This is a genomic window from Spirosoma jeollabukense (genome assembly GCF_054777855.1).
The window spans coordinates 1,132,849-1,158,967 of record NZ_BAAHAD010000001.1 but is presented as its reverse complement, the minus strand read 5'-3'; the positions used below and the strand labels follow the sequence as shown (position 1 = coordinate 1,158,967).

Below are 26,119 nucleotides of genomic sequence, written 5' to 3'. Positions count from 1 at the left end.
TGGCTGAATCAGTCGCCATGTTAGTTAACTCAAGCTATTGCATATTGTTGAGCCGATTATCAGCTGGATTATTCCTTCACCACGATCATTTCTACGCGTCGATTGAGTTGTCGGGTGGCTTCCGTGTTATTACTGGCAATGGGTCTTGTAGGCCCGTAGCCGCGCGTGGTGATTCGGCTGGCTGCAATCCCGTTCTTCACCAGGTACTCTTTCACCACCTCCACGCGCTGCTTCGATAGCCGCAGATTCTCGTCGAAATCACCCTGATTATCCGTGTGCCCCGACAACTCGATTTCGGCAGTGGGTTTGCCTTGCAGAAACTGCAGGAGTTGTTCCAGCGCCGGCATGGCGTCAGGCAGAAGTTCGGGTTTACTCTGCACAAACTGAATGGCACGAAGCTGCGTCGTTTTGCCAACGGCGGCCACAACGAGTGGGGGTGTATACACCACTTTAGCGTCAAGCGTTTTAGGGGGCGCTACGCGGGCGTTGGCAGACGATGCCGTATTGCCAGACGTTGATTGGGCAGTAGCTAGTGTATTCGATATGGCAACTGCCGACGTAGCAGCCGTTGGTGCGGATGTCGGAGGTGTACTAACGGGTCTTGTGCCAGGCAGGTACAAAAGCGTTGGGCGCTTCTTAAGAGACTCAACTCTGGACGATGTAAATACGAGTGGCTCATCATACGTATCGTAGCCAGGTGCCTGGAAACTAAGAAGGTACGTCTGTTTGGGGTCGAGTCTAAATGAAAAACTTCCATCAGCGTTGGTGAGTTGCTGCGCTTTAAGTACACCCGCCTGATTTTTAGCCACTACCGTAGCGCTAACAATTGGCCTTTTCGTAGCGGCATCCTGCACACTTCCTTCTACAGAGGCCATTCCCTGGGCTGGTTTGGCCGATTGCTGAGGCTGGCTCCAGCCGATTGAGGGCACTAGGTTAATCAGGCATATTCCGCCGGCAACTACTACAAAATTTATCCACTTCATGCTATATAGGCAACGAAAAAAGAGAGCCCAAAAGTACGCTGAAAAAGCCAAAAGTAAAGGCAATATCATGGTGTAAATAAGATGCCTTTAGGTTACTTTTTATGCTTGAAAAAATGATTATAAATTACTGATATTCAGTATCTTGTATAGCTAAAAATATTACCGGGAAATGAACCCTGAAAGATGATTTTTCGTTAATAAATTATGACACAGATAACCAACGTGACGATGCATTCCCCGAACGCTCAGGCACCTCTTGCACCGACTTCAGCGGGCAATTTGCCGCTCGATGACAACTGGCGGAAATCGATTCCGGCGCAGGTATTTCTGAACCATTTTTTTGCGATGGATTATCACATTCATCATCAGAACGACCTTTTTGACATTATCAAATTTCCTATTTTCAAACAGTTCTACGGACGCACAACGGATGAAAACCGGAAAGCGCTGGAGAAATTATTGTTGAATAGCTGGAGTGCTGAATATGCATTGCGCATTACGCCCGTTGTCAATGACGAGCAGTATCTGCAAAGTTCGTTGCACTGGACGTTTCCGCAGGCTTACTACAGCGTACTGTTCAGCGCACGGGCATTTCTGGCCGTGCAGGGCATTAATGTTAGCAATGAAGAGTTGATCCGGAAACGGGTTGGCAACATGGTCGTACGCGGCTATTATCCGGCTTCAGTTGGCTATTACGCACTCGGCCCTATTAATAATTATCGGATTCAGCGGTTGCCGATGGCCAAACGGTTCAGTGCAGCTACTAAAACCGATTTGTTGTTGCCATCCCGGTCGGCTTCGGCTCAGGCTGAGCTGGCGCAATTCCTGAAGACGACGCGTGATCAGCGAGTGAAAGCACTACGTAATGCGATTCAGAATAACCCCCAAACGGCGCTACGTAGCCCGAAAACGGGTGAGATTTTACAGAAATTTAGTATTGAGCAGTACAAACAACTGGCGAAACAAATCGGCTACACGACGTACTTTGATATGTTGAGCCGGTTGCGGATTTCGTCGACCAATCGCGAAATCGAGCGGTTTGTTGACTCTGAGATCGACGTTAAATTGTTTCACCAGAGTCTGGTTAACATTGTATCGCATGTGAATACCGTACATGAAGCCTATATTGCCAAGGCACTCGGCATCCAGGCATACCGCCAGTTGGTAGCTAAATTGCCGTCGTATTTACAGGAGAGTTTTGTGCGGGAGCGTATGAACACAATCATCGCCCCTATGCTAACTCCACCGGCTTCAGAACAGGATTCCTACCTGCCGATGGCAGCCTAATAGTTTTTAGTTGAGTCAATATATGTTATCCCGGCTAGTCATATGACTAGCCGGGATTTTTTTTGCAGATATAATTAAAGTTTAATTAGTATCATTTAAATGAATAGCATTATTCTTTTAAGGTGACTATAAATGAATAAGTACAATATGTCGCTATATTTCATTGAATATCAGTACTCAGCTCTAAAAGCAATAGTTTTTGTCTATAGAATTATTGATAAAAATCATAGATTCACTACGTAGCGCTTTTGTAAATTGCACTTGTAAAAGAATTAATTCGAATACAATCTCAATAAATTCCATGAAAAATCATATTGTGTCCGTTGGGTCGACGTTCCCGGATTTTAAGAAATTAGCTGTTGTTTCGCTTGATAAGGGCAATGAATTCTACGAAGTTTCATCGGCTGATCATAAAAATGCTGGACAGTGGCTGGTGATGTTCTGGTGGCCTAAGGATTTTACGTTCGTATGTCCAACTGAGATTGCGGAGTTCAACAACAAGTTTGAAGACTTCCAGGATCGTGACACGATGGTAATCGGTGCTTCGACCGATAGCGAGTTCGTTCACCTGGCGTGGCGCAAGAACCACGATGATCTGCGTGGTCTGAAGTTCCCAATGCTGGCCGATACGTCGAAGTCGCTGGCTGAAGAGTTGGGTATTCTGGAAGCAAACGAAAAAATTGCCTACCGTGTGACGTACATCGTTGATCCACAAGGGATTGTTCGCTGGGTGAATGTCAACGATCTGTCGGTTGGCCGGAATGTTAACGAAGTGATCCGCGTACTCGACGCGCTGCAAACCGATGAGCTTTGCCCCTGCAACTGGGTTAAAGGCGAAGAAACGATAGCGGCTTAATCTAATGAGCGAAAGAGTGACTAAGCACGCAAACCAGTTGGTTATTGCGTTGCTTAGTCACTCTTTCGCTCATTCATTCTTTCACTCATTAATCATGACAACTACACAAAACGAAACGGTTGCATCGCTGCTCAATCTGGTAAGTCTGGATACGACGGGCGAGCATCCGGTACTTGATGCGCTGGCTGTAGCCGATCATCGGTACCTCCGCGATCTGAAAATTAACGTTGGTAACGTACTGAATAACAGCCAGACGCTTAAAAAGAAGGAAACGTTGCTGTTGGCGCTGTCGGTAGCGGTGAACGAAAAATACCAGCCACTGGTCAATTCGCTGACGGCGGCTGCCAGGCAGGAGGGCGCATCCGATGCCGAAATTGCTGAAACCATTGCCTGCACATCGCTGCTAAGTACGAACAACGTATTCTACCGCTTTCGGCACTTCGTGAGCAAGGAATATTATCAGCAAACGCAGCCAGGAATTCGCATGAGCATCATGATGAACCCGGTGCTGGGCAAAGAGTTTTTTGAGTTGATGAGTCTGGCTGTATCAGCCGTTAATGGCTGTGAACTCTGCGTTCGGTCGCACGAAGAGAGCGTACTGAAACATGGTGCTACTGAAGCGCGCGTTTTCGATGCGATCCGTTTAGCATCGGTCATCAAAGGGCTGATAACCTTATTATAATCTTCTTTTTCCAGCAACACCGTAACGGCTGATTGCCGGTTTTTATGTGGAGTCAGGTCCGTCATTTCTTCACCAATCGGTGGGGAAATGACGGACTTTTTTTTGCTATTTAATTAAAGAGCGACCGCTTACACAATTTTTTTATGGTCAGTTTAGAATTGGTGTGAACTTGTGAAATTCCTCTTTTCTACTAGCTAAAATCATGAACCGAACTGTAAAAATTGTACTAGGCATACTGGCTGCGCTTGTATTGCTTGTTGGGGTTGGCCTGGCTTATGTTAAACTGGCCTTACCCAATGTGGGCCCTTCACCCGAAATGAAAATTCAGGCGACCGCTGCCCAGATCGAACATGGCAAATACCTGGCTAATCATGTGGCCGTCTGTATTGATTGCCATTCTACTCGGGACTTTACAAAACTAACGGGGCCAATGATCGTTGGTACGGAAGGTAAGGGCGGGGAGGCATTTACCCGTGAACTCGGTTTTCCGGGTAATTTCTACGCGCGAAATCTAACCCCGGCAAGTCTTGGTGCCTGGACCGATGGCGAAATTTTTCGGGCCATTACAACGGGTGTTAGTCGCGACGGTCATGCCCTGTTTCCGGTTATGCCCTACGAAAATTATGCGCACATGGACCCTAACGATGTCAAAGACATCATTGCTTACCTGCGCAGTCTGGCCCCCATTCCCAACGCGATTCCAGCTGATGAGCCTGATTTTCCGATGAACTTCATCGTAAACACGATTCCCGCTAAACTCGAACCCGGCGTGCGACCCGATACAACCGACCGAATTGCCTATGGCAAATACGTAACAACCTTTGCCTCCTGTGGGGTGTGTCATACACCCGTTGATGCGCAATCGCAACCGCTGCCGGGTATGGACTTTGCCGGTGGTCGGGAATTTCCAGTGCCAACCGGAACCGTTCGTTCCATGAACATCACGCCGGATCGATCGGGAATTGAGAACTGGACAAAAGCCGCGTTTATAAGTCGCTTTAAAGCCTACGCGGCCAGCGATCAGCCAACGGTTCATGAAGGAGAATTTAACTCGCTGATGCCCTGGACGATGTATGCTAAAATGAGCGAGCAGGATCTGGGCGCAATCTATGATTATCTGCACACCCTGACACCTGTTCAACACAAAGTTGAGCGGTTTACACCGAAGGCTAAACTAGTGGCGAGTAATTGAAAAATAACGTCTGCTAAAAACATTATCTTTTTTCATCCGTTAACTATATGTAACGCACGTACAGGCTGGTTACAGACATAAGGAATTTAGTATGTTGCTATAGAGTATACGAATTATTGCAATAGATTGCCCCTTATCATCTTCAGTACTGTATCTGCCGTAAAGTGACACGGGCTATCCAGCTTTTGGAAGCTCGTGAACATTGAAAACCTCCTGAATTTTGTGGACTAATACCCACAAAACAGGAGGTTTTCTCATGAATAGCGACGTAGCGTGCTTATTGCACCGAAGCTGCCAACTTGGTGTAGGTCAACGTAGGTAGTGTAATGCCAGTCGTAGATTTAATAGATAGTTTAGTCAGCTCTTTATCAGGAAAGAAAATGCCTGTCATGACGGTAAGTCCGTTGTCGGCAAAGAGTTCGGCGGAGGCAACGTCGACCAGCAGCGTGAGCGAAATCGTTTTGTCGGTCGATAGACGGGGCGCTGTCATTCGCTTGCCAAAATCCTTCTCAAAATCTGTTTTCCCCGATTTCGTCCGGTCAACGTAGTACGTACTAGCCCCTTTGTCGTATCCGACGATCACCTCATTCCCCTGCTCATTAGCGAGCACAACAGAGAAATCACTCGTGGCCGGTGCGGAAAGCGTCAGTTTAAACGTATCATATTTCCCCCCGGTTTTAGCCGTCAGGTCGTAGCTGCCTTTTACATTGACATTCGCCAATGTGGTTGTCTTGCCGTCCAGCGCAGTAAGTTCTTTCACGGGCATCGATGTCAGATACAGTTCTTTACCTACGTCTTTCAGGCCGAGGTCGCGCGGTACGGTAGTGGCACCTCGCCAGGTTTCGGTAGGTACTTTATTCGCGTACTGCCAATTATTCATCCAACCCATCAGAACCACCCGGTTACCGGTGTTCGAGAACGTAACGCCCGCGTAATTGTCCGTTCCGAAATCCATCCATTTGGTTTCCTTCGAATAGGGGTTGAAATTCTTTCCATCAAAATCGCCCAGGAAGTACTGCGCTGCCGATCCCTTGTTTGGTCCGCCGGGGTTAATATTCACGATCAGTACCCAAACATCTTTACCGTTGTGCTTCAGCGGAAACAAATCCGGACATTCCCAAACGCCCCCGTGTGCACCTGCGTCGCTGCCGAAATCACTCTCCTTCGACCAGGATTTCAGATCTGGTGAAGAATAAAACGCAATTCGATCTTTGGCTGCCAGTGTCATGATCCACTTTTTCTGAGCGTCATACCAACGAACTTTCGGATCACGAAAATCGGTGATGCCGGGATTTGGTAGCACTGGGTTCCCCGCGTACTTAGTCCACGTTTTTCCTTCGTCGAGGCTATAAGCCAGACTTTGTGATTGGGCCTGTTCTGGTTTTGTCTTTTCTAAGTTGGGATTGTGGTGCGTGAAAATGGCAACCAAAGGTACTTGTCCATTCTTGCCGAACCCCGACGTATTGTTTGCATCGACAACCGCGCTGCCCGAGAAAATATAGCCCAGACTATCGGGATACAAGGCAACGGGTTGTTCCTGCCAATGCACCATGTCTTTGCTGGTTGCGTGCATCCAGTGCATCGGCCCCCACACGCTGGCATCGGGATAATACTGACAGAACAAATGGTACGTCCCTTTATAATAGACCATCCCGTTCGGATCGTTGATCCAGTGGGCCTTGGGCGAAAAGTGAAACTGAGGCCGGTATTGTTCCGACTTCGTATCCGCCTGGCCCATCGACATATGACTCATGGCAACCAGCAGGATAATCGGTAAGAGTAACTTTTTCATAGTGCGTAGCGTAAATAATTCAGGGATGAGGAAGGTATAGTGGGGAGTCAGCTATAGAAGAACCGCCCCCCACCATAAACTGTACTACCAACCTAAAAGGTATTTTTTATTGGTTTGACATCAGAAACCGACATTCTGCTTATAAAGCCCTTTCGTGAAATTGATTTCACGTTGCGGAATCGGCAAATACTCGTCGCGGCCAGCGGTGAACGTAGCACCACTTAAATGGGAACGTCTGGTTTTTTCTTTAGTTATGTAAGCGTTCAGCGTTTCGGCGGCAATACCCCAGCGAACAAGATCGAAAAAGCGCGGACTTTCGGTGGCGAATTCCAGACGTCGCTCAAACTGCAACGCTTTTCGGGCATAGGCCTGTGTCCAGTTCGTGGCTTCATACGGCTTGATCAGGTACTTGGATGGATCGGTTCCATCGGCTTTTTTCGTCCGCCCGGTGCTTTTGGCCGCCCGCGCCCGGAGTTGGTTGATAAGGGGCAATGCCAGCGCCTGTTGCCCTAACTCAATGTAGGCTTCAGCCTGGAACAGCAGTACGTCGGCATACCGGATAATGTCGATGTTTTTCGAAACGCCCATGAACGGCCCCTGCTTTTTGTAAGATGAACTGGTGGCCAGTTGCTGTGATTTCATGGCCTGAAAGTTTCCATACACACCCGGATCACGCACCCAACTGGTGCTGAAGGGCGAGGCTGCATTATATTTATACGGATGACCGTCAATGCCAATCGTGTGGTCAACACGCGGATCGACCGTTGCGGTTTTGAAGTCGATAACGCCGTCGTTGAACGTATCGAATTTGGGTAGTCCGTTCGCATCCGTTCCAAAGGCGTTGGCTAAGTTCTGGCTAGGCTGATGGAAGCCGCAGCAACCATATTGGGGAGCCCCGTGCGGGTAATTTAGTCCATCTTCGAAGTTGAGTCGACCCACGGTTGTACCGTCGTTAATTGAGTATTGCACCGCAAAGACCGATTCAACGCCATTATCGTATTCGGGTAGAAAATTTTCCGCAAAATCGGGTTGCAGGCTGTATTTTCCTGAACTGATAACGGCCTGAGTTAACGTAACAACCTGTTGCAGCTTGTCTTTATTAATGCCCGTTACTTTGTTATTATCATCCTGTTCATAGGCCTGATACAGCCGCAGTTTCGCCAGATAGGCCGATGCCGACAGTTTGTTGGCCCGTCCTACCTGCGTTTGTGAAACCGGCAGGTTATCGACCGCATACTGAAAGTCTTCTGCGATCTTGTCCCATAGCTTATCGTTCGTCAGAGCCCGGTTCGACACTGTCAGAATCTGCTCGTTCGTTAGCGTTTCGTCGATATAGGGAATGTACTTGAACAGCATTTTTAACATGAAGTGCGCATGTCCCCGCAGAAAGCGCAGTTCGGCCTGACGCGTTTTCTTCAACGGGAAGGCCGCATCAGTCAGTGCGTTGATGGAGCGTAACGCTACGTTAGCCCGCGAGATGGACTTGTAATAATTCTCCCACGTATACGGATGGTAAAAACCGCCACCCTGCTGTGGCTGTGTCAGGTTGTGCTGCTCGTAGAAGTTGATGTCCTCCAGATCAGCCACGCCACCCCCACCTTTGTAGGCATCATCCGAGCGCACGCTGCCGTACACCCACATGCTGGCGATTGGTCCAATCATTTCACCGTTGCCCAGCGCGGCATAGGCCGCCGTTACCAGCGCATCGGCATTATCGGCGCTCTTGATATTGTCGGAAGAAAGCGTTCCCTGGGGCTGATAGTCCAGAAACTCTTTGCAGGAGGTGAAGAAACTGCTACCGGCAATGACCAGCAATGAAAACAGAACTTTATTTTTCATGATCGTAAGGTCTTTAAAAGATTTGCTACCCCCAACCCCCTAAAGGGGCTTATTCTGCGAGTAAGTAAAGCCCCCTTTAGGGGGTTGGGGGTATTATTTAGAAGGAAACATTTAAGCCGAACGTGAAGGTGCGGGGTACCGGAACCGTGTTGACATCCGTCCGCTCAGGATCTGGTCCCAGGAAGGTTTTGCTTTTAAACCAGACCACATTTTCGGCCATCGCATACAGACGCAGACTCGACAAGCCCAGTTTGCCAATCATGTCCCGCTGGAACGTATAGCCCAACTGGATATTCCGAATCTTGAAGTAGGACGTATTGACGTTGAAATAATCCGACGAACGCGTTTCGTTGTTGCCATCGGCCAGGGTAAGTGCCGGAATGCGCGACGATGTATTCTGAGGGGTCCAGGCATTGAATACGCCCGGTCCAATGTTGTCGCGGCCACGAATGAAATTGTTGTAGAACGTGTAGGGATCAAAACCGATCCGACTGGCCACACCTGAACCGAAGAGGGAGAAGTCGAAATTTTTGTAGCCCAGTTCAACGCGAGCACCGTATTCGAGACCGGGTAGCGTCGTTCCGAAAAACTCCTGATCCAAGGCGTCGATTTTGCCATCGTTATTCAGATCCCGGTAGCGAATACGGCCCGGAGCCGCACCCACCTGCGTGGCGTGATTTTTTACGTCTTCCTGATTCTGGAAAAGACCATCGGTTCGGTAGCCGAACAAATCAAACTGCGAATGGCCCAGGATCGTCGTTACGGCATTGCCCGCAAAGGCCGACCGAACTTCTTCGGGAAGTACCGTTATTTTATCCCGGAAGCGGGCGAAGTTGGCCGATACGTTCCAGGTGAAAGCCCCTTTGGGTTTACCGAAATAGGTCAGGAGCAGTTCAAAGCCTTTGTTGGTTTTGGTCGCGCCATTCACGAATTTCAACTGCCCTTCGCCCACGGCTGAGGCAACCGGTGGTTTGATCAGAATATCTTTGGTTTCGCGGGTGAAATAGTCGAACGAACCAACCAGACTGCCGTTCAGGAATCCAAAATCGACACCCACGTTCAATTCGTCGGTCGTTTCCCATTTGAGAGCTGCGTTTTCGCCCTGTGTCTGTACGAAACCGGAGGGCAACGTACCGCTGTTTGTGCCGTTTAAGTCATAGGCTGTGCCTACGTTCCAGTACTGATCGAAAAAGCCGTCATGGCCATTGGGCACCTGCGACGCCAGCGTGCCGTAACGAGGCTCGAACAGACCAAAGCGGGCCAGATCCCCGATGTCCTGGTTACCAATCCGGCCAACACCTGCCCGCAATTTCAGGTTAGAAATAACCTTCACGTTGCTCATAAACGCTTCTTTGTCAATGCGCCAGCCAACCGATGCTGCCGGGAAGAAGCCATACCGGTTATCCTGGCCAAACCGCGACGAACCGTCGCGACGTAGCGTCAGAGCCGCCAGATAGCGGTCACCATAGCCGTAGTCAATCCGGGCAAACTGCGACAAGAGACGGCTGCCGGTTGAACTGCCATTGCTGCTGGCATTGCCCGAAGCGGCACTCAGCACAAAGAAATCTTCGGTCTGCACCGCGAAGTTTTCCCGATACGATATTACGTTATCCAGATTGTCTTTGATTGATTCGACACCGGCCAGTACGTTGAATCGGTGTGCACCCAGGTCAAAATTGTAACGTAACGTATTGGTCCAGGTCAGGCTCAGAAACTTGTTGGTGTTCAGCGTCAGGCTGTTCAATGAGCGGGCAATAAATCCGTTCTGAAACGTCTGTTCGATGTTTTTGTTGGCATAACCTGCGTTGTCCATTCCCAGCGATGATCGGAAAATCAGCCCCCGAATCGGCTCGATTTCGGTAAAGACGTTGCCGAATACGAAGTTTCGGTTGATCTTATCCCAGCGGTTAATATACTGCATGAACACCGGGTTGTTACGATCCGAATAACCCGATCCTATGGGACCGGCGTAATCACCTGTGCTGGTGTAGACCGGAATCGTCGGTGCCAGCGTAATAGCCAGACCGGGTGTTGGCGCACCGCCAAGGTCATTGGTTACCGGCGTTTCTTTGGAGGTCGTCATCTGCAGGTTAACCCCGAATTTTAACCGCCCGTCGAACATACTGGTTGCGCCGTTAACACGACCCGTAAGCCGCTGATAACCTGTATACTTCACCATGCCCGAATTGTTGAGGTAGCTCAGATTGACCAGCAACGACGAAGTTTTAGTACCACCCGAAATCGTCAGATCATTGTTCGTTACGTAGCCTGTCTGGTAAAGCTCTTTTTGCCAATCCGTGTTGCCCGCCGGTACGTTCTGATTGCCGCCAACAAAAGGCTGTACTGTTACGTTGTTAAGCACCGGATTACTGAAATTCTTGTTCCAGTCGAATGCGTAGATCTCACCATAGGCCGACGCCGGATCAGCGCCATCATTCACCGAGGCCTGCCAGAGCGCCCGCCCCCGATCAACCGAATTGAGCATCTTGAACCGTTCCGGTTTTTCCGACTGCGCCGAAAGGCTGGTGTTAAACTGTACATGCAATTTGCCGTCGGTGTTGAATCCATTTTTGGTCGTTACAATGATGACGCCGTTCGACGCCCGCGACCCATAAATAGAGGCTGACGAGGCATCTTTCAATACCTGAATCGACTGAATGGCCGTTGGATTAAGGCTTTGAAACACCTGCGACCGCTTGGTGGGCATCCCGTCGATGATATACAGCGGATCGTTGTTTCCTAACGTATTGGCCCCTCGAATGAGGATGCGGCTGGCCTCCCCGGAGGGTGTCCCGGACTTTTCGATGTACAGACCCGGTACCCGGCCCTGTAAGGCCTGCATGGGATTTCCTGAACTGGTATTCTTGGTCGTCGCTACGTCCACAATGGCCACCGCACCGGTCAGATCCTGTTTGCGAGCCGTGGTATACCCCAATACCACCACTTCAGCGAGCTGACCACCTTCGGCCAGTAGCACCGTGATCGTGTTTGCGTTGGTAACGGACACTTCCTGCGTAGCGTAACCAATAAATGAAACGGTAACTGCCGTGGCATTTTGTGGCACCCCGATCGAAAATTTTCCATTGACATCCGCAACGGTACCCGTTGTTGTTCCGGGGACGATAATGCTGGCTCCGGGCAGAGCCTCCTTTGTTTTGGCATCGAAAACGGTCCCCGTAATCGTGCGTTGCTGGGCCAGCGCCAACGTAGCCGTCAGCAGCAGGACTACCAGCGTGAACAGGTAATTTTTCATAATCATAGATGTAAAGGTTTAAAGCGTTGTACTGGATAAAGAGTAAGGCAGCGGCCTTATAATCAGGTTGTTAGTAAAGTACTATTCACAATTGTTTCTTCTGAAAATAGGGGGGTAGCACCCCGTTGCGTTGCTACGTAGGCGCCGGTGGCACAGGCAAACTCCAGCGTCTTTTTGGGTGATTCGCCTTGCAGTGTTTTGTAGAGAAAAGCGGCCAGAAACGCATCCCCACTGCCGATAGTGTCTTCTACCTCGACAGGGAAACCAAGCTGGCTGTATAAGCCGGTTTCATCCAGTAGCACAGCTCCTTTTTCGCCCAGCGTCACACAAAGCGTTTCCAGCTTATAGCGTCTACGTAGTTGATTCATGGCCTGGTGCAGGTCCGTTTCTTCGCCATACCAGGCGGATAATTCAACCAGTTCGTGTTCGTTTATTTTCGCAATATCGGCGTAGTACAGGAGGGTCTCTACGGTCGTCCGTTCGTAATGGGGGGCGCGAAGATTCACATCAAATACTTTGCGGGGAGCAACCTCCAATAGCGACAGCAGCGTTTCGTGGGACTGGGTACTGCGGGCAACCAGACTTCCATAGACAAATAAGTCGCTTTGACGTACGGTGTCGAGCAGGCCTGGCACCAGTTGAATATAATCCCAGGCAACCGGCTGGACAATCTTGTAGGTCACCTCATTGCTGTCCGAGATGTTGGCTTTTGCAACGCCCGTCAGATGCGATTGACCAACCTGGATCAGGTCTAGCGGAATACCTTTTTGTGCCAGGAAATCCAGTAATTCGCGGCCCAGATCGTCGCTACCTACCCGGCTGATAAGCTGGGAGTTAAGGCCGAAATTACGCAGGTCGGCTGCTACGTTCATGGGGGCTCCACCGGGCTGTTTGCTGGTTGGTAATACGTCCCAGAGAATTTCGCCGAAACAAGTGATGGTTTGATTCATGATCGGGAATGAATTAATGAATGACGAGTGTTTTTTCGACTTGCTCCAGACTGGTTCCCTTCGTTTCGGGCATCATGCGCCACACAAACAGAAGTTGCAGCACCATCATCAGCGCGAAGAAGGAGAACGTAGCACCACCTCCGAAATAGTCGGCGATAACGGGGAAGGAAAAGGCGATAATGGCGGCCATGAACCAGTGTGTGAAACTGCCGAGCGCCTGCCCGCTGGCCCGCACTTCGGTCGGAAAAATCTCGGAGATGAATACCCAGATAACCGCGCCCTGCGAAAAGCCGAAGAAGGCAATGTAGACGAACAGGAAGATAGGGACGCCCGTAAAATCCTGAATGAAAAACGCACGGGCCACGAGGCCAAGGGTCACAATCACGCCGACAGACCCAATGAACATCAGCGTGCGACGGCCGAAACGGTCAATGATGTTGATGGCCAGCAGCGTGAAAATGAAATTGACAAGACCAATCCCCGCCGACGACAGAAAGGCCGATTTGGGGCCAAGACCAGTCATTTCAAAAATGCGTGGGCTGTAGTAAATAATCGCGTTGATGCCGGAAACCTGATTGAAAATGGCGAACAGGACGGCCAGTTTAACCGGTGTTTTGTACTTCGCTGAAAAGAGCTGGCCTTTGGGCTGGTCGTTGGTCGCCAGAATGGCGTTAAGCGTTTCCTGACTGGTTTCCTTGTCGATCAAATCCAGAATGGCTTTGGCTTCATCGACTTTACCTTTATTCAGAATGAGCCAGCGCGGGCTTTCGGGAACGGCCAGAATAGCTACCAGGAAGATGAGGGACGGTATGGCCTGCACACCCAGCATCCAGCGCCAGGCGTTGGGGCCCATGTCCTGCATGAAGTAATTGGAAAAATAAGCGATCAGAATCCCAAATACAACGTTGAACTGAAACAACCCAACCAGGCGGCCCCGCGACCTGGCCGGTGAGATTTCGGAGATGTACATGGGTGCCGCGACGGATGATGTACCTACACCCAGGCCGCCCAGGAATCGGAAGAAAATAAACACGTACCAGTCGGTCGCTAAGGCCGAACCCAGCGACGATACTAAATAGATAACGGCAATCCAGAACAGCGTCGTTTTGCGTCCTAGCTTATCGGAAGGTATGCCGCCGAGCATGGCACCAATGACCGTACCGATAAGCGCGATGGAAACGGTGAATCCATGCTCTACGGAGGAGAGTCCCCACAAGGTCTGAATGGCTTTCTCCGCACCTGAGATGACTGCCGTGTCGAACCCGAAGAGGAACCCGCCCAGGGCTACGACAATCGACCAGATTAGTACTTTATTATTCATAGCAGTTCTGAATTTTCGATCAAAACTACTACTTGGGTCTACCCTGAATAACTAAATAATATCTCAAAAAAGTTAAACTTTGATACAGAGCTTTTTTAAGGGTTAATTAGCTGATAATTAGTCTTTTATTGGGAAATTATAAGCCCCTGGACAAACAGCTCTTTCACTTTTGATACAGGGATTTTCAAAATTGATACATTAAGATTAGCGCATCACATCAGAATGGTACAATCAATTGACTGTGTATCACTAAACAGGCATTGTTTTAGGAATTCTTATATTCCAGCGGGGTTTGATTATATTTTCCTTTAAACGAGGTCGAAAAATAGGTTGGTGACGAAAAGCCTACTTTATAGGCAATGTCAGCCACCGTCAGATCATCCTGTTTCAGTAGAAAGCGGGCTTTGTTCAAGCGCACTTCCTGAATGTATTCGTTTACGCTGTAACCAAGCAGCGCTTTCACTTTGCGATATAACTGCACCCTCGACATACCCAAATCCCGGCCAATTTCTTCTACGTTCAACTCTGAATCATTGTATTTTTCCTCGATATGGGCCTTAAACTCGGCGATAAATTTCTTATCCAGCTTATTAGGCATGTTGCCTGCCAATAGCTCCGTAGGAAGTTCGCTGGTGTAATGTTCACGTAGCAATGCCCTGTTTTTTAGCAACGTTTTTATGGTCGCTTCAACATACTTCAGATTGAAGGGCTTTGTGATGTAAGCATCCACACCCGCTTGAATGCCTTCAATTTGCTGTTCGTTGGTGTTTCTGGCGGTAAGTAAAATGATGGGAATATGCGACGTCCTGAAGTCGGATTTCAGAATTGACGCTATGCTCAGGCCGTCCTTCCGGGGCAACATAATGTCGCAAACGATCAGATCAGGAATTTGATCAAAGGCTATTCGTAACCCTTCTTCGCCGTCCAATGCCTTGTATACTTGATACGTAGTCTGGAGTTTTTGCTCCAGCAAACTATTCAGATCTTCGTTATCTTCAATAACCAACACCGATTTATCGTATTGTTTACCCGACGCCGGGGTCGATGTTTTTATTTCGTTATCGTCCAATACTATTCGGTTCTGCACGGCTGGCAGGTCTTCAGCAGGTTCAGTTTGGCGTTCGCTGGTATCCAGATGCGCGTTCCCTAAGGGTAATTCAATCGTGAAGCAGGTTTCCTTTCCCTGTTCACTATGTACCGATAATGTACCCTGATGCAGCGTGATCAATTCTTTGGAGAGCGCCAGACCCAGGCCGGTACCAGAGGCTTTGTAGGTACTCTTCCCCTGATAAAAGACCTCGAAGACATGGGCTACTTCGGCGGGAGTCATGCCGATGCCATTGTCTTCGACACGTATCTGTACATGAGTAGGCGAAGACGTTCTAACGTAAAGATATATACGTCCTTTGTCTGGTGTGAACTTAAAAGCATTCGATAGCAGGTTGAAAATCACTTTATCGAGCATGGCAGGATCAAACCAAACCATGATCTGCGGCTCGGAAGCGATCAGTCGGAAGTCAATTCTATGCTTTGAGGCTGTTTTCTCGAACGCGGCCATGATGTCTTTTACAAACTCAATCATGTTCTGTTCACTGGCCAGAACCGGCATTTTATGGCTGTCGATTTTACGGAAATCCAGCAACTGATTCACGAGCCGAAGCAGACGTAACGTGTTCTTCCGAATCAGCATCATCTCCTGTTTCAGCAGCGAATCCCGGACTTTGTCGTTCTCTAAAATATCTTCGACCGGGGCCAGTATAAGCGTAAGGGGCGTGCGAAACTCATGGGAAATGTTGGTAAAGAACTTCAACTTGGCCTCATTTTCGATCTCCGCCTGTTCCGCCAACTGCTCGATCTGGTTTTTCTGATCGGATATTTCTTCATTCTGTGCTTCCAGCCGACGGTTAATTTTTCGGTTTTCACGTAGCGAATAGAAGGATAACAAACCAAAAATCAGCGCCAGGGCCAACGTAATCGAAACGGCATAAATGATGGTAGCCTGATTTTCGGAAATCGCCTGCTGCTCCACAATCTTCTTTTGCCGTCGCTCAATATCTTTTTGCTGAGCAATCACTTTCTCGTTTTGTAGCTTCATAATCCGCACATTCGATGAATCGATGAGCGTAATCTGAAGCTGGTTTTCCCGCTTAAATGGTTGCTTTTGCAAAATGGCCATCGCCGTTTGAATAGCCTCTTCTCCGCCAGTTGGATACAAAACAGTTGCCGTCAGAATGCCCCGTTCGACCAGGTCGATTCCTTCGTTGGTGCCCGATAGCCCATCGACACCAATGATTTTCAACGTTTTTTCAAGCCCGATTTTTTTGCAAATAGTATACGCTTTCAGGGCAGTGCGGTCGTTTTGCGCAAAAATGAGCCGAATGCCTGGGCGATTTTTTAGCAAGCCAGTGAGCTGACTTTCAAATGATTGTTTATCCCAATTGCCAGTAAGCTTGCTGACGAGATGAATTCCGGGGTGATGGTTGAGCGCGCTGATGAAACCGCGATGCCGGTCAATGTCGGCCGACGAACCCGGCAGTTCACTAATTTCCACTACGTTGCCTTGCCCATTCAGGAGGTTGTTGGCGTAGGTTCCGGCGGTGTAACCCACGTCATAATTGCTGGCGCCAACGTAAGACGTGTACTGCTCGGAGTTGGTACGTCGATCCAGGATAACCACCGGAATTCCCTGCTGATATGCTTTTTCGAGGATGGGCGTGATGGGTTTCGCTTCATTGGGCGTGACAATCAGTACGTCAACATGCTGGTCGATTAGTTGCTGTATCTGTTCGATTTGACGGGCCGTATTTCCATTGGCGTCTTTCATGATGAAAGCGACTTTTGGGTCAAAGGATAACTCCCGATACATGTTCTCCTGCATGGTTCTGCGCCAGGAGTCGGCTCCGGTGCATTGCGAAAAACCAATTCGGTATGTCCTATTCTCAGAAGTTGAATTACAGCTAACTAACAACGATAGCATGCCAGCCATAAGGACGTAACGCGTGTCCTTATGGCTGGGAAATTGCTTTTTTACCAAAAAAAGAACCGGTCTAGCTAACCAGTTAAGTAGCGCATTCATAATAAAGAGGCAAACTTTCGGTACTGTCCAAAGATAATCTATAATAAATTGGGTACAAGGTCGAGAATGTTAAGTATCTAAATGTAGCTTTTCAAAAAGCCGTTGGCTAAAGAGAACGTAGTGGAAGCTACAAAAATACGCTACTTCGTAGATGATAACAGAAAACCAATTAAGAACGGGTGTCAATTGAACCAGTTTATTTGCGGGTTCAATCATCTATTTTTTCACTTTATGTACGTAGTGATTTTACCTGTGACCAGCTAACGTGACTTTTGCTGCCGATATAAATAACCAGAAATAACCGTGAAAACCCTCTATTCTCTTTCTCTGTTAATGGCTGTCGCAGCCACGACGACCTTTGGGCAAATCGCTAACGACAATAAATTCGACGTGCAAATTGACGGTAAGGACTACGCTACGCAACCACGTCGAATCAGAATGGGTAAATTCTGGTGGATTACAGCCAATTCTATAAAACCCGATAAATCAGTACGTATCTGGCTGGGCAGCTATGACAATAAAGATAATATTGAGTCTGGTACGTATCTGATCGTGGATGCAGATAATCCTGATACCAAAGATAACTGGAAACGAATTCAGGAACTGGGTACGTATAAAGGGCTGGCCGTGGTTAAGTATGTTGAAGAAACCAAAGAACCCCGCATGGAATATCATGTTGGGAAGTCGCAAAATAACAACGAAACGATTACGGTTAAAATGGGAACCGATGGGTTTCTGGAAGCAACGTTCAACAGTACGTTAGCCGGAACCTTCTGGAAAGAGAAAGCAACGGCTACCGTGTTTGGTGGGATGGGCCGACTGATCAACAAAATGGAAGACAAGGCCATTACCAAATCGACAGGCTACGATTCGGCTATTGACCCCGAAGGAAATGGCTACAAAAAACAGAGCCAGACCGACAACATCGTTTTGTCGAATGGTAAAGTCAAATTGAAAATGAATTGATTTTATGACACATCGGGTTTTAACCCGATGCAATTCATGCATTCACTTGCGCCGGATTAAAACCCGGCGTGATATCAATAAGCGGTATCGGGCAAATCCGATACCGCTTGTTTTTACTACACCATAACTGGTCGCTTATACGCCATTTGCTTTAGCAAAAACATAACCCCATGTTTGGCAATTTGCCCTCTGTATGACTTATACATGGCCGTAAAATGGGGATATGTGCGCAGACGGGCTTCAGCCAGGGGAGAAATTCCCAGGAGTGAAACGACATCGCCATCATTAACTTTTGCCCAATCTTCCTGATGCAGATGCGGCTCTTCTACCGCATAAGGAACCCGTTTATCATCAACTTCAGCTGATAAATAATGGCCATAGGCCGCAATCAGGAACGTAATCCGGTGAATATCCCCTTTCTTTTCCAGCAGATCCAGTAAAATGGGTAAGACAAAGGTCGGGAGCTTCGAGGCACCATCGCAGCAAAGCAGCGCTAACTGATCGCTGACCGTGGTGTTCAAAACGCGGTCAATCAATTGCGATTTATAGTCGTCCAGATCGACGTCCAGCGGAGCCAGGGTTGTAATATCCTGGTTCATAAAGGCACGTACGTAGGCATGGAATAAATCGTCGTTAACCGCTTCGGAGACCGTGCGGTAACCGGCTAGAAATGCCGGATAAGCCAGCATTGTATAGGAGGCAATTAAAGCTGGTACGTCTACCTCAACAGAGTCGTTTGACGGGATAGCTGAATTGTTAGTCAACATGATGAATGTTATGTCTTAGTGGATGTCGCTACTACTTTTCTATTCGGCTGTACTGAGAAGTTGCGAAATTGAATCGGCATGGTATTGCCATTTGTCGTCGCGGTGGCGCAGGGACTGAGCAATGCCAATAATGTTAGCGCCCCATTTACCTTGCTCTTCGATGCTCGCGTGATCGTATGTAGTCTGACGCGTTGGCTCCCAATAAAAAAGCTCAGTTTTATCATCGTAGATACCAATCGGTATGCATCCTTTTGTGGCAGCTATTTCCTGCAAGATGGCATCGGCTTCGGCATGTGTAGTACAGTAAATATTGTAATACTGCTTCCTGAGCAGGTATATGACTGAAAAACGGTTCATAGTGATGAAGATTAGATGAACACTAACGAGTTGTTCTGGGTGATTATCACCGTGAACATCTGCTGTGTATGTTATTGAGTCGGTCTAATTCAGCCGGGGCAGCTTACACTGCCACAATATACGTAGGGGTTGTTGTTGCGGTTTTGAAAACTACGTGTATTTACATGTAATTTTTTAAAACGCTCTATTTTAATACCTGGGCAACAACTTCGCTTACTGTTTACTTAGTTGAAGCGGTTTAGCCCGCTCACAGATTTGTTTTTATAATAAGAAAAATACAGATAACTCTATCCAACTCAATGGCCAATTCAGCAATTCCCGAAAGCTGTCAAGGCTCGAGCTGACTCTTCCGTTGCTACTATGGTTCGGTTAAAAAGCTACTTATACCTAATGAGGAAAAAGTACAAATACTCACCCATGCTACCTTAACGCTATCTGAATAGTTTAGAGTGTATACTAGTTTCATAATCAGCGTAAGTTATTTGTAATCAATCTGAAAAAAGCAAGGTTTGTGCCCACACTTCTCAATGCAATAACTAACTGACGTACTAAAATAGTTTTGCAATATGAGTATAGTGCAATAAGTGCCTGTCATTTTTCAGTAAAAACGAAAATTGTGCAAGCGATTCTTGGCGAAGTAATATGACTGAAGCAGAAAAAATGAGGTACTGGTCCAGTTGGCAACGCCGAGCGTGAACGGAACGATCAATTAGCCCGTACGCGAAAGGAAAATCATATCATTATCCTTAAACTGTCTACGTATTGAAAGCCATGTTCTACTACGTCGGGATGGCTGATAAATGGCTTTATGTGCCAATTTCGTAAGTCCTTCGAGCTACATAAGGCCTGCGTATTTCGAGTACTAGCTGGGTTTTTTCGGTGTTTTTTCCTCGCACATTATCAGATAACTCGTTTTCCTGGACATCATTAATCGTGTACCTGTTTAGTAGCTTTCTGAAGATTTTAATGAGATAGGTATGTATGCTTTTGTCAGAACCGAATGGATTTCTATACGGTTAGTTGGGGGTATAACCAGTCGGGATTGTTGCCAAAAGCAGCGCGGGATCTACTGGTTGTATCTGAATTGAAAAGCTGGAATCATTAAAAAATACCCATGGAATACAGACAATTAGGCGCATCGGGACTACAGGTGCCCGTTTTGAGTTTAGGTACCGCTACGTTTGGTGGCGGTAACCAATTTTTTAAAGCCTGGGGAAGCACTCAAGTCGATGAAGCCACCCAAATGGTTAATCTCTGTCTGGACGCTGGCGTCAATTTGTTCGATACGGCCGACGTCTATTCCGACGGTCTTTCGGAGGAGATATTAGGCAAAGCCATTACGGGTTTGCGGGATAAAGTGCTCATCTCAACCAAGGCTACGTTTACGTTCGGTGAAGGTCCCAACAATCAGGGATCATCCCGGTTTCGTTTGTTAAAACAGTGCGAGAGTAGCCTCAAACGCCTGAAAACGGACTACATCGATATTTACCACATGCATGGCTTCGATGGGGTTACACCTGTAGAAGAAACGCTACGTGCGCTGGACGATCTGGTGCAGAGCGGCAAAGTGCGCTACATTGCCTGCTCTAATTTCTCGGGCTGGCACTTGATGAAATCTCTGGCGGTGTCGGAGAAATACGGTTGGAATCGCTACGTGGCTCATCAGGTGTATTACTCGCTGGTGAATCGCGAATATGAATGGGAACTGATGCCGCTTGGCATCGATCAAAAAGTAGGAAGTCTTATCTGGAGTCCGCTGGCGGGTGGCCGTTTGGGTGGTAAATATGGACGCAACAAACCCGCGCCAACTGACGGTCGGGTAGTGGAGGGCGGTAGCCCCGTTCCGCAATCGGTTATACCCGAAGAGATTTTCTATACCATCACCGACGCGTTGGATGAGGTCGCTGCCGAAACCGGAAAGTCTGTGGCCCAGGTATCCATCAACTGGTTATTACAGCGGCCAACAGTTTCGAGCATCATTATTGGCGCCCGAAACGAAGAGCAACTCAAGCAGAACCTGGCTGCTGTCGGCTGGAACTTAACCCTCGATCAGATCAAAAAACTAGATGCCGCCAGCGATGTGCCGACGATCTATCCCTATTGGCACCAACGCCAGAACCTGACATTGAACCCATTACCGAAGTTTTATTAATGTGAGGTGGGTGGGAGTCTGCGCAGCCGTAGGCTGATTGGTAGCTAAAGATTTTAGCCTCCGGCTAGGCGGATTTCCACCCGCGCAATAGAATGTCCGACACTATGATACAATTTACCCGCTTAGACCACATTCTGATTTCTATTCCCGAAGGAAAAACCGCCGAAGCTAGGGCGTTTTACACGGATGTACTGGGCCTGGTAGAAATTCCGGGAAATCATCCCAAAGGGGCTATCTGGTTCCAGATTGCCGACATTCAATTGCATGTGCGCGAAGAAAACGGCGGAAACTATTCAAGTCGGCATCCGGCGTTTGAGGTTGCTAATCTGGACGAAGCTAAACAGGATTTAGAACGTAGCGGAATCGCCATTTCCTATTCTTCCGAGATCGACGGACGGCAACGTTTTTTCTTCCGCGATCCCTTCGACAATCGATTTGAATTATTGCAATTTGTTGAGTAACATCATGGTAAATTTTAGGTATAAGCCAGAGTCGGAGTCTGTTGTAGGCAATAGTTCGCTGGTTTATAGAATCTGAAAGTAAGTTACCGCTATGGGTTCTTTTACTTAACTTTATGGCTGAGAATGAGTAGTCAATCTGGCCAAATAAATCATTGAACACAGATTTAGTAACGACCAGCGAATTATTTGAGCTGCTGACAAAGGCCACCCGGGATGCGGTCTGGCATTGGGATCTGGAAGCCGACACCGTTTGGTGGAACGAAGGATTCAGTACGTTATTTGGCTATGATACACAGGTCAGCGAAAGCGGACCAGAATCATGGTATAATCACGTTCATCCCAATGATAAAGAACGCGTCTTAAACAGTATTTATTCTGCCATTGATCAGGGGGCTACGAACTGGTCGGCAGAATATCAGTTTTGCCGGAATGACGGCACCTACGCTACGGTCTATGATCGGGGATACATTCTTCATCGGGATGGAAAATCGGTACGGATGGTAGGCGCTATGCAGGACATCACCGATCGTGTTGCCCTACAACGGGCGCGCGATGAAAGTGAGGAACGACTACGCTTTGCTCTGCAATCGGCGCAATTAGGTACGTGGGAGTTTGATCCTGTGTTGGGTACTGTGAACTGGGATGACCGCGCCAAAGAAATTTTTGGTATACCCAGGGCCAACGTAATGGCTTATGAGAATAGCCTGGCCTATATTTATCCAGATGACAGCCGTAAGGTAGAAGATGCCGTGAAATGGGCGCTGAATCCAGCGTCGGGTGGGCATTATGATGTGAAGTACCGTACCAAAGCAGAGGCTGGTAGTTCATTCCGCTGGGTACGGTCCATCGGTCAGACTCACTTTACGGAAGCAGGTCAGGCCTACCGCTTTTCGGGGGTTGTTCAGGATATTACGGAGGAAATGCTGGCTAAAGAGAAAGCTGAATTCTCTGAACAGCAGGCCAGAATCGCCGTAGAAGGAGCAGGGTCGGGCTCATTCTCGATCAACATGGAGACGAATGAAATTATTTATTCGGCTTCGTATGCCCGCATCGTAACGGGAGAAATAACCACGGGCCTTAGCCGGGACGTATTTATTGAGCATGTCCATCCTGATGATCAGCTGATTCGGAAACGGGCCTATGAAATGGCTGCCAATACGGGGACGGTTAGTTACGAAGCTCGCTTTATCTGGAATGACGGCTCAATACATTGGGTCAAAATACTTGGTCAGTATTTAGCCAATTCGGCTGGTAAGGCTGTCACGTTTTCTGGTATTGCACTGGATATTACTCAGCAGAAAGAGCAGGCAAAAGCGTTGAAAGAAGCGGAAGAACGCTTTACCATTGCTTTCAACAATACGTCGATGGGTATGGCTTTTACCGACAAACGGGCCAATTTCACGTTAGTCAACGAAGCTTATACAAAGCTGCTGGGCTATTCGACGGAGGAAATGTGCCAGCTTAACAGCTTTGAGGTAACGCATCCCGATGATCAAAAAGGCAACCGGCAACTGTTCGAGGAAGTTGTGCGGGGTGATCGGCCTTTCTTCAATCTGGTCAAGCGGTATATCCATAAAGATGGTTCCATCCGGTGGGTGCAGCTGAACGTTACGCGGGTGGCCGATGCACAGGACGAAACCCATAGCATGATTATCATTGCGAATGATATCAGTGCCGAAGTAGCTACCCGACAGGCCCTTCGGGATAGTGAAGCCCTGTTCCGTAGCATTACAACGGCCTCGACAGCCGCCTTGTGGATTACAAACGAAAGCCTGGCTATTACTTACGTAAGTCCTAAATGGATTGACTGGACGGGTGTGCCACTGGAAAAGCACCTGGGGAATGGGTGGTTGAATTATGTCGTCATAGAAGATCGTCAACGGGCAGCCGAACATTTTCTATCCGACTTCAGGGCGTTTCGGTACCACGAGAGTCAGTTCCGTGTTTTTAACGTAACAGACGGTAAAGTACGGTGGGTGGTTTGCACGGGTACTCCGCAGTATGCAGCAGACGGGCGCTTCGCGGGTTACATTGGCGCTATTCTGGACATTAGTGAGCGCATTGAGGCTAACGCGAAGCTTCGGGCCAGCGATGAACGGTTTCGGAATATGATTACGCAGGCTCCAGTAGCCATTGGTATTTTAAATGGCCGAAATCTGGTTGTCGAGACCGCTAACACATCCATGCTGGAAATATGGGGTAAGGATACGTCCATCATCGGCTTGCCCCTTCTTAAAGTCTTGCCCGAAATTGATGGACAGGGCTTTATTGAATTATTGGAAAATGTCTATGATTCGGGGAGTTCTCACTATGGGTATGAAACGCATGCCCAGCTGCACCGGAAAGGAAAGCTGGAAGATGCTTACTTTAACTTCGTTTACGCACCCGTGCGGGATGAACTAGGGAAGACGAATGGCGTGCTGGTTGTCGCTACTGAAGTGACCACGCAGGTAAAGGCCACAAGAGCCCTTCAGGAAAGCGAGCAGCGTTTCCGGAATTTAATTGAAGAGGCACCGGTAGCCGTGAGTTTATTCGTGGGCCCGGAGATGATTGTGGAACTGCCTAACGAAGCTATGTTGAAGCTTTGGGGGAAAAGCAATACGGTAATCGGAAAGCCACTGCATGAAGGCGTACCTGAATTGATAGGACAGCCATTTCTTGATATTCTTCAGGAGGTGTATGCAACGGGCATTGAATACAGCGCTCAGGAAGCCCGGACCGATTTAATGGTCGACGGTAAGTTGAAAACCTATTATTTCAATTTCACCTACAAACCGCTACGTAACGCTGCCGGAACGGTGTACGCTATCCTCGACATGGCAGTCGATGTTACAGAACAGGTATTGGCCCGCCGGACAATTGAAGAGAGCGAACTGCGCTTCCGAACGTTGATGGAAGCCATGTCGCCTATGACCTGGACCAACACACCCGAGGGTGAAATAGATTTCTTTAACCAGCGGTGGTACGATTACACGGGGCTTAATTTTGAGCAAACCAAGGCGTGGGGCTGGCAAGCGGTGGTTCATCCGGATGAACTCGCCCATACGTTGGAAGTGTATGGTAATGCCCTGAGAACTGGCACTATTTTCGTGTTGGAGAATCGCTATCGTCGGGGTTCTGATGGTGCATATCGGTGGCACCTGAACCGAGCGTTGCCTATTCAGGATGAAACGGGGGCCATTATACTTTGGGTAGGTACAGCTACCGATATTCATGAGCAGAAGGAACTGGAAGCCGAGTTGGAACAACAGGTGGAGGCTCGTACTGAGCAATTGCTAGCGTCGAACTATGACCTCCGGCGTTCGAACGACAATCTGGAAAAATTTGCGTACATCGCCAGTCACGATTTGCAGGAGCCGCTGCGTAAGATACAGGCGTTTGGCGATATCTTGAAGAGTCAATACGCAGACCAGTTGGGCGAAGGCGTCGACAACCTGGAGCGGATGCAGTCGGCAGCCAGCCGAATGTCACAACTCATTAAGGATCTACTAACCTTCTCGCGGATCTCAACCCGTCAGGAAACGACATCCCCAGTTCATTTAAATCATGTCATCACTGGTGTGCTCGCTGATCTGGAAGTAGCCATCACGCAGGCGGAGGCCCGTGTTCGGATAGGCAACCTGCCAACCGTATTGGGCGACGAATCCCAGCTACGTCAGTTGTTTCAGAATTTGCTGAGCAATGCGCTGAAATTTCGGAAAGCAGACGTTCGTCCGGTAATTCAGATTCAGGTTGAGCAAGTTGGCCCCAATGACATACCTGAATCGGTCAGACCTATCCGGCCTGTTCCGGCTTATTATAGTATCAGCGTGTCCGACAATGGGATAGGGTTTGATGAAAAATACATAGATCGAATTTTTCAGGTTTTTCAACGGCTACACAGCAGAACTAAATATGCTGGCACGGGAATTGGCCTGGCTATCTGTGAAAAAGTAGCGACCAATCATGGTGGTGCTATTACGGCCGTCAGCCAACTGGGTCAGGGGGCTACGTTTATCGTGTACCTGCCTGTCATCTAAATTCATATTTAATCTTTTTTAGCATCAAAACCTGTTGATAATCAACAGGTTTTGATGCTTTTTTTTGGCCCCAGAGAGATTTAAGGATTTTTTTTAGGCAAGCCATGCAACCTGATCCTGCTGTTCTTACATCTTCCTGACAAATGACACAAGGAACACAAACCTG

Annotated in this window: 17 protein-coding genes; 8 read left to right on the top strand and 9 right to left on the bottom strand. The window is 48.3% G+C overall.

Annotated elements, in window-relative coordinates; translation table 11 throughout:
- Positions 1–68: 68 nt before the first annotated feature.
- Positions 69–983 carry an OmpA family protein gene (locus ACYVEA_RS04665; protein ID WP_461112173.1) on the bottom strand — a complete coding sequence of 305 codons (915 nt, stop codon included), beginning with the start codon at positions 981–983 and terminating at the stop codon, positions 69–71.
- Between the two features lie 204 nt (positions 984–1,187).
- Between ACYVEA_RS04665 and ACYVEA_RS04660 the strand changes: the two genes are divergently transcribed.
- From ACYVEA_RS04660 to ACYVEA_RS04645, 4 genes are all read left to right on the top strand, one after another.
- On the top strand, positions 1,188–2,270 hold the full coding sequence (locus ACYVEA_RS04660; protein WP_461112171.1) for a hypothetical protein: 1,083 nt from the start codon (positions 1,188–1,190) through the stop codon (positions 2,268–2,270).
- 301 nt (positions 2,271–2,571) lie between these two features.
- Positions 2,572–3,126 carry a peroxiredoxin gene (locus ACYVEA_RS04655; protein WP_461112170.1) on the top strand — a complete coding sequence of 185 codons (555 nt, stop codon included), beginning with the start codon at positions 2,572–2,574 and terminating at the stop codon, positions 3,124–3,126.
- Between the two features lie 94 nt (positions 3,127–3,220).
- Positions 3,221–3,808 (top strand): carboxymuconolactone decarboxylase family protein, encoded by a 588-nt coding sequence (locus tag ACYVEA_RS04650; protein ID WP_461112169.1) that lies wholly within the window; start codon positions 3,221–3,223, stop codon positions 3,806–3,808.
- A 202-nt stretch (positions 3,809–4,010) separates the two neighbouring features.
- Positions 4,011–5,000: a c-type cytochrome gene (locus ACYVEA_RS04645; RefSeq protein WP_461112168.1), complete on the top strand. Its 990-nt coding sequence runs from the start codon at positions 4,011–4,013 to the stop codon at positions 4,998–5,000.
- A gap of 277 nt (positions 5,001–5,277) precedes the next feature.
- Here ACYVEA_RS04645 and ACYVEA_RS04640 read toward each other — a convergent pair whose 3' ends face one another.
- The 6 genes from ACYVEA_RS04640 to ACYVEA_RS04615 form a co-directional block, all read right to left on the bottom strand.
- Positions 5,278–6,792 carry a glycoside hydrolase family 32 protein gene (locus ACYVEA_RS04640; protein ID WP_461112167.1) on the bottom strand — a complete coding sequence of 505 codons (1,515 nt, stop codon included), beginning with the start codon at positions 6,790–6,792 and terminating at the stop codon, positions 5,278–5,280.
- Between the two features lie 120 nt (positions 6,793–6,912).
- On the bottom strand, positions 6,913–8,631 hold the full coding sequence (locus ACYVEA_RS04635) for a RagB/SusD family nutrient uptake outer membrane protein (protein ID WP_461112166.1): 1,719 nt from the start codon (positions 8,629–8,631) through the stop codon (positions 6,913–6,915).
- 97 nt (positions 8,632–8,728) lie between these two features.
- Positions 8,729–11,884, bottom strand: coding sequence for a SusC/RagA family TonB-linked outer membrane protein (locus ACYVEA_RS04630; RefSeq protein WP_461112165.1), 3,156 nt, complete (start codon positions 11,882–11,884; stop codon positions 8,729–8,731).
- 62 nt (positions 11,885–11,946) lie between these two features.
- Positions 11,947–12,834: a carbohydrate kinase family protein gene (locus ACYVEA_RS04625; RefSeq protein ID WP_461112164.1), complete on the bottom strand. Its 888-nt coding sequence runs from the start codon at positions 12,832–12,834 to the stop codon at positions 11,947–11,949.
- Positions 12,835–12,847: 13 nt separating this feature from the next.
- Entirely contained in the window at positions 12,848–14,155 is a 1,308-nt protein-coding gene (locus tag ACYVEA_RS04620; RefSeq protein ID WP_461112163.1) for a sugar porter family MFS transporter, read from the bottom strand.
- A 265-nt stretch (positions 14,156–14,420) separates the two neighbouring features.
- On the bottom strand, positions 14,421–17,132 hold the full coding sequence (locus ACYVEA_RS04615; RefSeq protein ID WP_461112948.1) for a substrate-binding domain-containing protein: 2,712 nt from the start codon (positions 17,130–17,132) through the stop codon (positions 14,421–14,423).
- A gap of 432 nt (positions 17,133–17,564) precedes the next feature.
- Here ACYVEA_RS04615 and ACYVEA_RS04610 point away from each other — a divergent pair, with 432 nt between their 5' ends.
- Positions 17,565–18,197, top strand: a complete 633-nt coding sequence (locus ACYVEA_RS04610) for a hypothetical protein (protein WP_461112947.1) — start codon at positions 17,565–17,567, stop codon at positions 18,195–18,197.
- 116 nt (positions 18,198–18,313) lie between these two features.
- On the opposite strand, the gene ACYVEA_RS04605 is transcribed toward ACYVEA_RS04610, so the two are convergent.
- Both ACYVEA_RS04605 and ACYVEA_RS04600 read right to left on the bottom strand, forming a co-directional pair.
- Positions 18,314–18,964: a mannitol dehydrogenase family protein gene (locus ACYVEA_RS04605; RefSeq protein ID WP_461112161.1), complete on the bottom strand. Its 651-nt coding sequence runs from the start codon at positions 18,962–18,964 to the stop codon at positions 18,314–18,316.
- Between the two features lie 39 nt (positions 18,965–19,003).
- Positions 19,004–19,321, bottom strand: a complete 318-nt coding sequence (locus ACYVEA_RS04600; protein WP_461112160.1) for a hypothetical protein — start codon at positions 19,319–19,321, stop codon at positions 19,004–19,006.
- Positions 19,322–20,435: 1,114 nt separating this feature from the next.
- Between ACYVEA_RS04600 and ACYVEA_RS04595 the strand changes: the two genes are divergently transcribed.
- The 3 genes from ACYVEA_RS04595 to ACYVEA_RS04585 all read left to right on the top strand — a co-directional run bounded on the left by ACYVEA_RS04595 (position 20,436) and on the right by ACYVEA_RS04585 (position 25,953).
- The gene (locus ACYVEA_RS04595) at positions 20,436–21,473 is read left to right on the top strand and encodes an aldo/keto reductase (RefSeq protein ID WP_461112159.1); all 1,038 of its coding nucleotides are present in this window, start codon (positions 20,436–20,438) and stop codon (positions 21,471–21,473) included.
- Positions 21,474–21,577: 104 nt separating this feature from the next.
- Entirely contained in the window at positions 21,578–21,934 is a 357-nt protein-coding gene (locus tag ACYVEA_RS04590; protein WP_461112158.1) for a VOC family protein, read from the top strand.
- Between the two features lie 152 nt (positions 21,935–22,086).
- Positions 22,087–25,953, top strand: a complete 3,867-nt coding sequence (locus ACYVEA_RS04585; protein ID WP_461112157.1) for a PAS domain S-box protein — start codon at positions 22,087–22,089, stop codon at positions 25,951–25,953.
- Positions 25,954–26,119: the final 166 nt, after the last annotated feature.

Bases quoted from the DNA above. Each gene is read 5' to 3' on its own strand.
- ACYVEA_RS04665 (WP_461112173.1), bottom strand. From the start codon at position 983: ATGAAGTGGATAAATTTTGTAGTAGTTGCCGGCGGAATATGCCTGATT.
- ACYVEA_RS04660 (WP_461112171.1), top strand. From the start codon at position 1,188: ATGACACAGATAACCAACGTGACGATGCATTCCCCGAACGCTCAGGCA.
- ACYVEA_RS04655 (WP_461112170.1), top strand. From the start codon at position 2,572: ATGAAAAATCATATTGTGTCCGTTGGGTCGACGTTCCCGGATTTTAAG.
- ACYVEA_RS04650 (WP_461112169.1), top strand. From the start codon at position 3,221: ATGACAACTACACAAAACGAAACGGTTGCATCGCTGCTCAATCTGGTA.
- ACYVEA_RS04645 (WP_461112168.1), top strand. From the start codon at position 4,011: ATGAACCGAACTGTAAAAATTGTACTAGGCATACTGGCTGCGCTTGTA.
- ACYVEA_RS04640 (WP_461112167.1), bottom strand. From the start codon at position 6,792: ATGAAAAAGTTACTCTTACCGATTATCCTGCTGGTTGCCATGAGTCAT.
- ACYVEA_RS04635 (WP_461112166.1), bottom strand. From the start codon at position 8,631: ATGAAAAATAAAGTTCTGTTTTCATTGCTGGTCATTGCCGGTAGCAGT.
- ACYVEA_RS04630 (WP_461112165.1), bottom strand. From the start codon at position 11,884: ATGAAAAATTACCTGTTCACGCTGGTAGTCCTGCTGCTGACGGCTACG.
- ACYVEA_RS04625 (WP_461112164.1), bottom strand. From the start codon at position 12,834: ATGAATCAAACCATCACTTGTTTCGGCGAAATTCTCTGGGACGTATTA.
- ACYVEA_RS04620 (WP_461112163.1), bottom strand. From the start codon at position 14,155: ATGAATAATAAAGTACTAATCTGGTCGATTGTCGTAGCCCTGGGCGGG.
- ACYVEA_RS04615 (WP_461112948.1), bottom strand. From the start codon at position 17,132: ATGCTATCGTTGTTAGTTAGCTGTAATTCAACTTCTGAGAATAGGACA.
- ACYVEA_RS04610 (WP_461112947.1), top strand. From the start codon at position 17,565: ATGGCTGTCGCAGCCACGACGACCTTTGGGCAAATCGCTAACGACAAT.
- ACYVEA_RS04605 (WP_461112161.1), bottom strand. From the start codon at position 18,964: ATGTTGACTAACAATTCAGCTATCCCGTCAAACGACTCTGTTGAGGTA.
- ACYVEA_RS04600 (WP_461112160.1), bottom strand. From the start codon at position 19,321: ATGAACCGTTTTTCAGTCATATACCTGCTCAGGAAGCAGTATTACAAT.
- ACYVEA_RS04595 (WP_461112159.1), top strand. From the start codon at position 20,436: ATGGAATACAGACAATTAGGCGCATCGGGACTACAGGTGCCCGTTTTG.
- ACYVEA_RS04590 (WP_461112158.1), top strand. From the start codon at position 21,578: ATGATACAATTTACCCGCTTAGACCACATTCTGATTTCTATTCCCGAA.